Here is an 11,980-nt window from a genome sequence, read left to right as displayed (position 1 = left end):
ACAAATCCCCTCAGCATACAATGCGCTGAGGGGATTTTTGCGTGGTAAGGAGGCAGGATGGATACAGGATTGTATGATTCAGACTGTGGCGCGTATGTCTATGATGAAGATGTGCTGGATTTCCTTGTCAAATATGATAACAATCTGGCGGGGGAGATGCAGATCCTGAACCCGGATTGTGTTACGATCATCAACAGTCAGTTCCTGGTTGGGTATCGAAGTGCATATGATGGCGCTGGTACATCACTTGCCGCAGATACATTGTTCCGAATCGGGTATGACCGAATTCCGAAATGCTTTGGACTTATGGATACATCGGCATTACAGGCAATCGGCGTCAATCCTGTGCGGAACTTATCGGGGTTAGCTCTGTACGGGGAAGATGTGCTGATTGGGTTTATCGATACAGGAATTGATTTTGCGAATCCGCTGTTTCGGCATGCCGATGGGACTTGCCGTGTCGCTGCAATCTGGGATCAGACACAGGAAGCGTACGAGTTACCGCAGAATATGTGGGAGCTTGAATCGGATGCTTTGCTGGCGGATACACGACCTATATTTGGATATGGCAGGGAATATACGCAGCAGGTGTTGAATCAGGCTGTATTGGCAGAAAGTCCGTATATGATAGTTCCAAGCAGGGATGAAAATGGACATGGCACATTTCTTGCGTCTGTGGCAGCGGGAAATCTCTATGCGGATGAAGAGACAGTGTTTTCAGGTGTTGCGCCAGAGGCGGAGATCCTGATGGTAAAGCTGAAACCAGCCAAAAGGAGGCTGCGGGAATTCTTCCTGATACCGGATGATGTTTTGTGTTATTCGGAGGCGGACATCATACTAGGAGTAAAGTACCTGATCAACAAGGCATATGAACTTGGAAGACCGCTCGTAATCTGTCTGGGACTTGGCAGTAGTCAGGGGGACCACAATGGGAATCTGAATCTGGAATTGTATTTGGATACGATCGTGACATTGCCGGGAATCTGTGTTGTGGGGAGTGCGGGAAATGAACTGGGGGCAGGGGGACATTTTTCCGGTCACACGGAACCGCGGCCTGCTATGGGAGATCAGACTGTGCAAAGCGTGATGGAAGTCTATGTGGAGGGAAAAAATAGCGGTTTTTGTATGGAGATCTGGGGCAGAGCGCCAAGTCTGTATCAGATTGTCGTACAATCCCCGACCGGACAGCGGTTTGACCGGCTGCAGCCAAACCGGGATTCTTCCGGGATGATCACATATCTCTATGAAGGAACCGTGTTGTATGCAGAGAGCGTGGTGGTGGAGAATAATTCCGGAGATCCTTTTGTTTTATTGCGATTTGAACGTCCCGCTGCAGGCATCTGGAGAATTGAGGTGACAGAGAATTACAATGGTTTTCCGGCGGGGTATGATGCGTGGCTGCCAATCCGGCAGTTTTTAACCGGAGCAACGCGGTTTTCACGTCCGGACCCGGAAGTGATTCTATGTGCGCCTGCAAATGCACGGGGTACGATTACTGTGGCAGGCTATAATCATCTGGATAATTCTCTATATTTAGAGTCAAGCCGGGGGTACACGCGGAAGGGCAGAATTCAGCCGGATTTTGCGGCACCGGCAGTGCAGGTTTTCGGTGCGTTTGCCGGAGGCACGGGAAAAAGACCATTGTTTGTACGGCGAAGTGGTACGAGTGTTGCGGCAGCGCTTACGGCTGGAGCAGCGGCATTGTTATTGCAATGGGGTGTTGTACAGGGGAATAATTATGGCATGAACACAGAAGTTATCCGTCAGATTCTGATTCGAGGAACAACAAAGGTTATGGATATTGCATATCCAAATCCATCATGGGGATGGGGCGTGCTGGATGTGGCTCGTGCATTTGAACGACTGCGTGAATAGAAGATAGATTGATGTGGGGGGATGACGCGTTCGGTATGGGCAGATATGTATTACATCTGGACAAAAGGAGAAAAAAAGGGTATCATAAAGGAAATATGTCGTACGATTCTATATAAGAAATAGGAGTTGCGTAGATTATGATCTGTAAGCATTGTAAAGCAGAAAATGAAGACGGTGCGCTGTATTGCTGCAGTTGTGGAAAACCGCTTGAAGATGAAGATTACGAACGTGAGAAGATGCGTGGGAACACGAAGCTATATATCGGTGTATCAATCGCATTGATGATATTTCTGGCAAGTGGTCTGGTATTTGGATTTTTCTATTTCAGTAATAAAGTGCAAAAGGCAAATGACGAACGAAACACGATTGCCTCTGAAAGTGATGTTGCAGCCAATTATTTCCGTTCTCAGATTCGGGAACAGGAGGATGCGATAGAGGAGTTACAGTCAGAAATCGACCTTTTGAAGTCTTCTATTACAGATTATCAGACAAAGGAAGAGAATTATAAGAAGCAGATCGCAGATCTGGAAGATAAAGAAGAAGCTATGGATGGACTGGCGAGTTTTACGGATGCGGTTCCATCGCAGGGGTATGAAGATATGTTTGTCAGTGATACCTTCCTGAAATTCACGTCTGTGCAGGGAGAAAGCACAGAGGAAGGCGCTGCAGAGACACAGACACCGCAGGAAGCAGTGCTTCGTGTATGTATCTCTGGAGATATTGAAGTCAGTGTGACATCTTCCGATGAGGATGTTGCGGGCTTTGCATGGGATACATCGCCGGTTGGCCCATCGGTCGCACGTCTGCGTGTCATTCCGGGAAAGAAAGGAACTGCGATCTTGACATTTACGAACAATCTGAACGATGAGCAGATTCAGGTTTATGTGTATGTACAGTAATGATTTTTCGTAATTAGCTACATAGCAGATGCATACAAATAAGGCACAATCCAAGAGAATGGATTGTGCCTTTTATTGTCTTATATTATCTTATTTTTAAGTCTTTAGACTGTTGGAGCTTTGTAATTGTCAGAGATTGTTCCGAACTCCTTGTACTCCTGAATTCGAGACTGAATACGCTCAGACTGATCTAACAGACTGCTGATGGATGCGTTGTGGTTCAGATGATCAATCAGAGTTGCAATATACTTGCTTAAGTCTGCTGACTCATACCAGTCATGTTTGAAAAGCTCCGGATCCTGATAAGTCAGGTTTGTAGTGATAACCTTCTCGATAGTACCTTCTTTTTTTGCCTGATCAAAGATATCCAGACCGGCTGTGAACAGACCGAAGGTAGCGAGACAGTAAACACGTCTTGCCTTACGAGCCTTTAACTGACGGGCCACATCCAGCATACTTTCACCGGAAGCAATCATATCATCGATGATGATAACATCTTTACCTTCAACACTGTCGCCTAAGAACTCATGAGCAACAATCGGGTTCTTACCGTTTACGATTGTTGTATAATCGCGTCGCTTGTAGAACATACCAACGTCAACACCGAGATGATTTGCAAAGTAGATCGCACGATTCATGGCACCTTCGTCCGGGCTGATAACCATCATATGATCACTGTCTAATGTCAGATCCGGAGTTGTGCGGAGCAGTGTCTTGATAAACTGGTAGGTTGGCATGATATTCTCGAAGCCGCTGTATGGAATTGCATTCTGTACACGAGGATCGTGGGCGTCAAAGGTGATGATATTATCAACACCTAAACCGACTAATTCCTGCAGAGCGATTGCGCAGTCCAGTGATTCACGGCTGCTGCGCTTGTGCTGACGGCTCTCATACATGAAAGGCATGATAACAGTAATACGGTTGGCTTTACCGGCCATAGCAGCGATTACACGCTTCATATCTGAATAATGATCGTCTGGTGACATCATGTTTGGTTTGCCACAGATCTTGTACTCGATACTATGATTTACAACATCGACCATGATGTAAACATCTGTACCACGTACAGAATCCTGTAATGTACCCTTGGCTTCGCCGGAACCAAAACGTGGGCAGGAAGATTTCAGAATATAAGAATCTCTTTCGTAGCCTGCGAACGTAATGTTGTCCTTGTGCTCGTTGTGGCGTTCTGCTCTCCAGCGTGCAAGGTAGCTATCTACTTTTTCGCCGAGTGCCTTGCAGCTCTCCAAAGGAATAATTCCAAGCTTTCCAACTGGGACGGTGATAAGATGACTTGAATCTGGCATGATTTTTTCCTCCATAGTGTGATTACAGCTAAGAAACCTGTATCATTGATTTTTTCTTTTTTGATACCTTATGTTTTCACCGTACAGGTGAAGTACGGTGTAACTTTCTACAATACGGGACATAATCCGCTCGGAATACCGTTCCTGCAATTCTTTCAGGGAAAGATTTGTCGAGATTGCGGTCGATTTTCCGGAAAGTCCACGTTTGTTGATGACATCGAATAATTCGGAGTAGAAAAACGCGTTAGGCATCTCTGTACCCAGATCATCGATTATCAACAATTCGCTATTATAAATATAATTGTATAATTCTTCAAGTTCAAATTTTTTATTCATCAGATATTGTTCGAATACCTGCTGGAATAAATCGTTTGCAGACAGATACAATATAGTGTGGCCTTCATCTAAAAGTGCCTTTGCAATGCAGTTCGTCAGAAAGGTCTTACCGAGTCCGGCATCTCCGTATAAGAGCAGATTTCCGCGCCCGGAAGGCTGCGTTGCAAAAGACCGGACAAAACTTTGAACACGTTGAAGAATGTTTTTTGCGTTGTCATAAGGACTGACGTCATAATTTTTGTTGTTCGGAATTGTGCGGCTGTAGTAATCCAGATCAAATGTATCAAAATTCTCAGAGTTTAAAATTCCGGTCATATTAGATTGCCGGTATAATGCGTCGACAATGTGCTGCTCGAAACATGTACAGGCTTTTCCATCTACATAGGCAAGATCTTTGCAGATCGGGCAGTCATAGATCGGATCGAGATAGGTTGCAGGATAGCCATGCATAAGCAGTAATTCCTGAATACGGGAGGAGTACCCGCGGTTCTGGCTGGATATGCCTTCGGTATCAGTCGGTTCCCCCATCGCCTTTTTCTTCGCAAGTGCAAGATAAGAAAGTTTACTTTCCCGCTGGAGCTGCTTTATCTCCGGGATCTTTTCATAGACTTCATCCTGACGATCCTGTAAGAGCCGTTTGTTGCGCAGACGGATCTGTTCATAATCGTGCAGGATATTCTCTTTTTTCAGTAACTCAAAATTCATTTACCATTTACCTCTTTGTGGAACAGCTTCTCCATCTCGTCAAGTTCCGAAGATAAGTCGCTCTGCGTAAAGTTCGTGAATGCATTCTTTCCTTTTTTGGCAGGTGTTGCGGTTTTCTGATTCTTGACATTCTCCGCATGGGAGAGATCTTCCTGCTCGATGCCGGAGAAATCCGTAATCCCGGAGTTATGCCATTTGGTCAGGATACCGTTTACATATTGGATGTTCGGATTCTGCGAATGCAGACAGGCACGTCTGCAGGCTTCTTCTACAAAAGCTTCGTTATAACCATAGTCTTTTGTCCATGTTTTGAAGAATTCCTGTTCTACAGTCGTCGGTGCACTGCGGCGGATACCGAGAGTCTTGTAATACACGCGGCAGACACCACTCATAAGTGCGTATTGTTCTTTTGCCTGTGTTTTTGTCTTGATACCATCCTGATACCATCCGATTGCCGTTGCTTCCAAGTAGCGGCAGTTTTTCTTGCGCATGGTTGTGCAATATTCAATCAGGTATTCAAACAGATCGACACTGAATCCGAGAGTATCGTAGATGTACATCAGAGACTGGGTGTCAGACGCAGAGATCGGTTTCCCAAATAATGTCTCTACCTGATATACTATATCTTCCCAGTCCTGATCATGCAAGTGTTTATCTAAATCTTTTTGTGTAAATGCCGGTTTTTGTGGGGCTGAAAGCTCCATGGCCGGAGTATTGATCGGCACGATCTTTGCAGTGGCTTTCTCTGCCTGACGTGGGTTTGCAATCATTTCCGGTGTGGAAACATCTTTTCCTGCTTTGGATGTTTCTGTAATGTCGGATGAGTCATCTGAACGGAGCAGAGAAAACGCATCCGGTTCTGTGGATAATTCCAGTTCCGGTGCATGTAGTGGAAGAACCACGATGCCCGTCGGCTGTCCTTTTCCATCAAATGTCAGACGCAATACATCCTTCGATACCCAGTACTTAATCGCCCGGCAGATATCTTTTTCCAGAAGGTTGAAGTGGTCTGCAATTTCCGCAATGGAAATCTGCTGTCTGCTGTTCAGCAGGCGGATCAGATACAGATATACTTTTACAAACTCCCCATTTGCATCTGTCATATAATAGTCGATAAAAAAGTTCGAGATTGAGGAATAAGTCTCGCTATTTTCAGTTGAAATCGTAATACTTTTCATAGTTTTTTGAACCTTCCCTTCATCACTCCGATTCGGAGCATTTCAAATTATAGCATGAAGAAAATTAAATTCAAGCGAACATCTTTTCGGTGAGAGGAAATACGAAAAATGTGGAAAATGTGGATAATGTGGACAATTAGTTACCATAAAAAAACGGGGTGCGGAATCAAGCCATTTCAGAGTGAATTGTGTCAGATTTATGTAAACTAAAAAATAAAAGACCTGTTTGGAAATTTTCCCCAAACAGGTCTGTGGATAATGTGGATAACTATTTTTTTAAGAGTTCATTTCCGATAGAATCAACATTTCCGGCGCCCATAGTTATCAACAAGTCATTTTTTTTGCAATTTTTTTTCACATAGTCCGTGATGCTGTCAAAATCTCCAAGATAGATCGCATGACCACCATTTGCATTGATCTTGTCGCAGACGTCCTTTGAAGAAACCATTCCGGTGTCTTTCTCTCTGGCGGCATAAATATCGGCAAGGATAACATGGTCACAGACAGAAAGTGCCTGTCCGAATTCGTCCAGAAGTGCTTTTGTTCTGGAGTATGTATGTGGCTGGAAAATGCACCACAGTTCGTTGTGCGGTGTATTCTTGGCAGCAGCAAGGGTAGCTGCAATCTCGGTTGGATGATGCGCATAGTCATCGACGATTTTAACACCGTTTTCAGTTACGCCCTTGTGCTCGAAACGCCGGTGCGCACTGGAACAGCGTGCAAGACCGGTAATCGTGTAGCTGCGGTCGATGCCGAGAAAATCTGCAACTGCAATGACAGACAGGGAGTTCATGACATTGTGGATGCCAGTTGCGTGAAGTGCAATTCGATCCTGTTTTTCTCCTTTTACAACCAGCGTATAAGTCGGGTGTCCGTCTTCGTCAAAGACGATATCGGTGGCGCTGTAGTCGTTTCCGTCGTTCATGCCGAACGTAATGATGTTACAATGCAGATCTTTTGTTACATGTTCATAATATTTCATATCACCGTTTACAACGAGCAGGCCGTTGTCCGGCAGAATCTCTGCAAATGTCTTAAAAGAATCTGCGATTTCTTCGATGCCGCTGAAGAAGTCGAGGTGGTCTGCATCCACATTCAGGATGATGCTGATATATGGATGGAATGCGTGGTAACTGTTGGTGTACTCGCAGGCTTCGGTTACGAAATAATCGGAATGTCCGACACGGATGTTGCCGCCGATCGCATCAAGCATACCGCCGATTGAGATTGTAGGGTCAGTCTGTGCTTCGAGCAGTACATAGGAGAGCATAGAGGTTGTTGTTGTTTTGCCGTGTGTACCGCTGACTGCGACGCCGTATTTGTAGTTGAGCATAATCTGACCGAGGAGCTGTGCCCGCGTCAGCATAGGGATGTTACGTCGTTTGACTTCCATGAATTCCGGATTGTTCTCGTGGATGGCTGCAGTGTACACAACCAGATCTATGTCATCGGAGATATTCTCTGCTTTTTGTCCGATTAAGACGCGGGCACCAAGGCTTTTCAGGATGTTCGTGATTTCAGATTCTTTCATATCGGAACCGGAAACTGTAAAACCTTCCTGAAGTAAAATCTCCGCAAGTCCGCTCATGCTGATACCGCCGATGCCCATAAAATATACATGAATCGGTTTATGAAAATCTACATTGTACATGATAATAATCTGCCTTCCTTATTCTCTATTTTTTCGTGCTTTTTATTATAGCACGATTGCGTGACTTTACAACAAATTTACGAAAATTGTATAGATGCCGATTGACTTCCTGAAATATTTATGACATTATATATTTTAGTAGTTTTTATCAAAATTACGATATAAGAGAGGATTTATATTAGGAGGAAAAGCATGAAAGTATGTGAAATGTGTGGAGCGCAGAATGATGATGTCTTCACAAAATGCGCAATGTGTGGCGCAGATCTGCCTTCTTTGAACAGCGAGGATGGCGATGATGAAAAAACGGTTTTGATCGATGCAAACCAGACCATGGGTGATAATTCCGGATTATCTTTAAAAACAGATACCGATTCATATGGTCAGCAGGATGCCGGACAGCCGAATCCACAGCAGGTAGCACCACAGTTTGGAATGGGACAGCCGGCGATGAACGGAATGCCGGGACAGGGTATGCCTGGACAGCCATATGGACAGCCGGGATTTGGTGGACAGACAGCACCGGCACCTAAGCCAAAGAAAGGATTGATTATTGGTATTATTGCAGCCGCAGTTGTTGTACTTGCCGTTGCATTTTTCCTGATTTTTAAGGGCGGATTTGGCACTAAAGGAGGCGTAGATTCTCCGGAAGCTGTTGCACAGCAGTTTATCGAAGCAATGGATGAGCAGGATGTAGATAAGATTGCAGCACTTTGCCCGCCGTTCCTTGATCCTGGGAAGGAGGAGCTGGAAGATATGATCAATGCGTATGAGGGCTATGATGTAACATTCAAGTATGAAGGCGTTGAGAACAAGAGCATGTACGAAAGTGATGACTTAAAGGATCTTCAGGATGATGTCAGTGATTATGCAGATAAGAATATTAAGCTGCAGGATGCCTGTGATCTGGAGTTCTCATTCAATGTTGCTGTGGCAATGGCCGGTGAGACATATGACCAGTCAAGCACTTATGAAGTTACATGCATTAAGTACAAAGGAAAATGGTATCTCTATGAATAAAAGGACACAGACGATTTTGACAATCTGTGTGGATATAAGTATGCTGGCAGTCGTTGTGGCTGCCAGCTATTTATTACTCACAGGAAAATTACATGGAATCTGGATACACGTGGCACAGATTGCGATTATTGCTGCAATTCCGACACTTTTTTTTGCAAGCTTTCTGAATTTTGGTATGCAGAAATATGAGAAGATGAACCCGGATGAGATGTGGGAGGAAGAAGACGAAGAAAAAGACCGGCATGAATGAGAAAGTTCATGCCGGTCTTTTTTTAGTATATATATTACTCAAATGTTATGCTGTCTGCCCATTGCAACATGGATTTCTCCAGCTTGTCGTATACCCGGTGTTTGCATACGAATTCGCAGATCCAGTAGTTATTTCCCTGTTGGAACATACAGTGCAGATAGGTGTATTTGGCACCGGATACCGTCTGTGTGTTGCTGAAATAATAGTAGCTGTTTCTCTGTACCAGTTTATCGGTAGAAATACTGTTCAGGTTGCAGATTTCCTTGGCATAATCTCGAAGTCCGGAGATTTCATATCCTTGGTATTCCAGATCGGATGCATTCTCGGTTTTGACAGAGAATGTAACATCGTCACTGACGATATAGGCATCAAAACCGTTCATCTTGCTTTGTTTGAAATTATCGGTGAGAGTGATAGTCATAGTACCAACGGTGAAATTCTTCGGATTTCCGCTGCAGCCGCATAGAATGCAGGCAGTAAGCACAATGAGACATAACCCTAAAGTGATTTTTCTTGATTTCGAACGCATAGTTTAACTCCTTTCCTGGTTGCTGTCGTTCTGTTGATGTTGTTTGGAGAGTCCTTCCTGAATAAATGCATCGATGTTTCGTTCATTTGATTTGAGGATTTCTGCCAGACGTTCCTGTTCGGCGGCCTGTTTTTTTGCAGCGTCAATCTCACGCTGCTTTTTCTCTTCATCTTCAGCGGCTTCCCTGTTTAAACGCGCCATGATCTCGTTTGCCCGGGCGAGAACATCATCGTCCACGTCGGCGGGAATCGCATCGGAATCGAGGGCAGAAGTCTCCTGTACAGATGCTTCTGTGTGGGAAGTCTGCACCGGTGTGACTGCCTGGGCTGCATCTGAAGTGTGTTTGGATGCTTCCAGAATCATGTCATCGATGCTGTGCTGACTTTGCCGGTTCGTGTCAAGAACTGCATCGGCAAGTGCCTGGGCATCAAGACCGGTTTCCTGTGTAGATGGCTGCGTATCCGGATATTTGACCGATGGCTCTTTGGAAGCGGGCCAGTTACCGTCATGAATAAGTCTGTAAACAGGCTTATATACGACACACCACCATTTATAGACGGTCCGTTTGATACGGAATATAAAGTTATCGTACATATAAGCCTCCGAAAATAGTTTGTGTAAAAATGTATAAGCCATTACTATAATAGCATGATTTCTGTAGGATTAAAAGTTAAAAATGCGTAATTATTTACGAACAAAAATACTTTATAAATATGGTTGTAAAACTTAAAATAACCGATTATACTATGAGTGTATGTCAAAATGGGAGATGATTTGGCAAATAAATAAAGACGAGGTAATAAGTGATGAGAAAGACAAAGATTGTTTGTACACTGGGACCTGCAACAGATAATGAAGATGTGTTGCGAAAGCTTATGCTTGCCGGAATGAATGTGGCAAGATTGAACTTTTCACATGGCACACACGAAGAACAGAAGAAACGTATGGACATGGTCAAAAAGCTTCGGGCAGAACTCGGTCTTCCAATTGCCATCCTGCTTGATACGAAGGGACCTGAAATCCGTACAAGAGATTTCGAAGGTGGCAAGGTCGAAGTGAAGGCAGGCGATTTCTTCACACTTACAACAAGGGATATTGTCGGTGACAGTACCATCACTTCTATTACATATAAAGATTTGTACAAGGACGTACAGGTTGGAACTCATATTCTGATCGATGACGGATTGATCGAGCTTGAGGTTACATCTATCAGCGGAGAGGATATTCTGTGCACTGTTATTACCGGCGGTCCAATCTCAAACCATAAGGGAATCAATGTGCCGGATGTACATCTGAATATGCCGTACCTAAGTGAAGTGGATGAAAGTGATATCCTGTTTGGCATCGAGCAGGATGTTGATTTTGTGGCAGCTTCCTTCATACGTTCTGCGAAGGATGTGTTGGAAATCCGCGAGCTTTTGAATGCCAACGGGGGACAGCGCATCAATATTATTTCTAAGATTGAGAATTCCGAAGGTGTGAATCATATCGATGATATCATCTATGTATCGGATGGCATTATGGTTGCCCGTGGAGATATGGGTGTAGAGATTCCTTGCGAGGAAGTTCCGGTTATCAAGAAGATGATTATTAATAAGGTATATATGGCGGGCAAGCAGGTTATCACAGCCACACAGATGTTAGATTCCATGATTAAGAATCCTCGCCCGACTCGTGCAGAGACCACAGATGTTGCAAATGCGATTTATGATGGAACAAGTGCGGTTATGCTGTCAGGTGAGAGCGCTGCCGGTAAATATCCGGTTGAGGCAGTGGAGATGATGGCGAAGATTGCTGAGCGTGCAGAGGCTGCTATTGATTATAAGAAGAACTTCTATCATTATGAGCGTGCAGCAAACCAGAATGTTACAGATGCGGTCTGCCATGCGGCGTGTACAACGGCAATTGATCTGAACGCGGCGGCAGTTATCATTGTGACAAAGTCCGGCGTATCAGCGAGAAATATCTCGAAGTACAGACCAAGCTGCAACATCATTGCAGGTACAACCAGTGACAAGGCATATCGCCAGCTTAATATGTCATGGGGAGTTACTCCGGTACATCTGGAGGAGCAGAACGAAGTGTTCACATTGTTTGACCATGCGGTAGCCGCCGGTAAAAAGCAGGGATTGCTTCAGGCTGGGGATAAGGTTGTAATCGGCGCAGGTGTGCCGCTTGGTATCTCCGGTAATACAAATATGTTGAAAGTACAGGTCGTAGAGTAAGAGAG

11 protein-coding genes are annotated in these 11,980 nt (G+C 44.6%); 5 read left to right on the top strand and 6 right to left on the bottom strand.

Features of this window, described 5'->3' with window-relative positions; genetic code table 11:
* Nucleotides 1-57 precede the first annotated feature (57 nt).
* Both KP625_RS08195 and KP625_RS08190 read left to right on the top strand, forming a co-directional pair.
* Nucleotides 58-1,875 (top strand): S8 family peptidase, encoded by a 1,818-nt coding sequence (locus KP625_RS08195; protein WP_238297174.1) that lies wholly within the window; start codon nt 58-60, stop codon nt 1,873-1,875.
* A 137-nt stretch (nt 1,876-2,012) separates the two neighbouring features.
* Nucleotides 2,013-2,774 carry a zinc ribbon domain-containing protein gene (locus tag KP625_RS08190; RefSeq protein ID WP_238297172.1) on the top strand — a complete coding sequence of 254 codons (762 nt, stop codon included), beginning with the start codon at nt 2,013-2,015 and terminating at the stop codon, nt 2,772-2,774.
* A 104-nt stretch (nt 2,775-2,878) separates the two neighbouring features.
* On the opposite strand, the gene KP625_RS08185 is transcribed toward KP625_RS08190, so the two are convergent.
* The 4 genes from KP625_RS08185 to murC form a co-directional block, all read right to left on the bottom strand.
* On the bottom strand, nt 2,879-4,084 hold the full coding sequence (locus tag KP625_RS08185; protein WP_238297170.1) for a ribose-phosphate pyrophosphokinase: 1,206 nt from the start codon (nt 4,082-4,084) through the stop codon (nt 2,879-2,881).
* A 42-nt stretch (nt 4,085-4,126) separates the two neighbouring features.
* On the bottom strand, nt 4,127-5,125 hold the full coding sequence (locus KP625_RS08180; protein WP_238297168.1) for an ATP-binding protein: 999 nt from the start codon (nt 5,123-5,125) through the stop codon (nt 4,127-4,129).
* Nucleotides 5,122-6,303 carry a DnaD domain protein gene (locus KP625_RS08175; RefSeq protein ID WP_177969759.1) on the bottom strand — a complete coding sequence of 394 codons (1,182 nt, stop codon included), beginning with the start codon at nt 6,301-6,303 and terminating at the stop codon, nt 5,122-5,124. The genes KP625_RS08180 and KP625_RS08175 overlap by 4 nt, the downstream gene beginning before the upstream one ends.
* 268 nt (nt 6,304-6,571) lie before the next feature.
* The gene (gene murC / locus KP625_RS08170; RefSeq protein WP_238297167.1) at nt 6,572-7,954 is read right to left on the bottom strand and encodes a UDP-N-acetylmuramate--L-alanine ligase; all 1,383 of its coding nucleotides are present in this window, start codon (nt 7,952-7,954) and stop codon (nt 6,572-6,574) included.
* Between the two features lie 192 nt (nt 7,955-8,146).
* Between murC and KP625_RS08165 the strand changes: the two genes are divergently transcribed.
* Both KP625_RS08165 and KP625_RS08160 read left to right on the top strand, forming a co-directional pair.
* Complete coding sequence (locus KP625_RS08165; protein WP_238297166.1) at nt 8,147-8,971, top strand: hypothetical protein; 825 nt, start codon at nt 8,147-8,149, stop codon at nt 8,969-8,971.
* Nucleotides 8,964-9,221, top strand: a complete 258-nt coding sequence (locus KP625_RS08160) for a hypothetical protein (protein ID WP_238297165.1) — start codon at nt 8,964-8,966, stop codon at nt 9,219-9,221. The genes KP625_RS08165 and KP625_RS08160 overlap by 8 nt, the downstream gene beginning before the upstream one ends.
* Before the next feature lie 34 nt (nt 9,222-9,255).
* Here the strand turns inward: KP625_RS08160 and KP625_RS08155 are convergent, their stop codons facing one another.
* Entirely contained in the window at nt 9,256-9,750 is a 495-nt protein-coding gene (locus tag KP625_RS08155) for a hypothetical protein (protein ID WP_177969755.1), read from the bottom strand.
* A gap of 3 nt (nt 9,751-9,753) precedes the next feature.
* Nucleotides 9,754-10,344, bottom strand: a complete 591-nt coding sequence (locus KP625_RS08150; protein WP_238297164.1) for a hypothetical protein — start codon at nt 10,342-10,344, stop codon at nt 9,754-9,756.
* Nucleotides 10,345-10,556: 212 nt separating this feature from the next.
* Here KP625_RS08150 and pyk point away from each other — a divergent pair, with 212 nt between their 5' ends.
* On the top strand, nt 10,557-11,975 hold the full coding sequence (pyk, locus tag KP625_RS08145; RefSeq protein WP_238297163.1) for a pyruvate kinase: 1,419 nt from the start codon (nt 10,557-10,559) through the stop codon (nt 11,973-11,975).
* Nucleotides 11,976-11,980 lie beyond the last annotated feature (5 nt).

This window comes from Eubacterium sp. MSJ-33 (genome assembly GCF_022174665.1).
Classification (GTDB): Bacteria; Bacillota; Clostridia; order Lachnospirales; family Lachnospiraceae; genus Coprococcus_C.
Note: the sequence above shows the minus strand (reverse complement) of the source record. Positions and strands in the feature narration are given on the sequence as shown.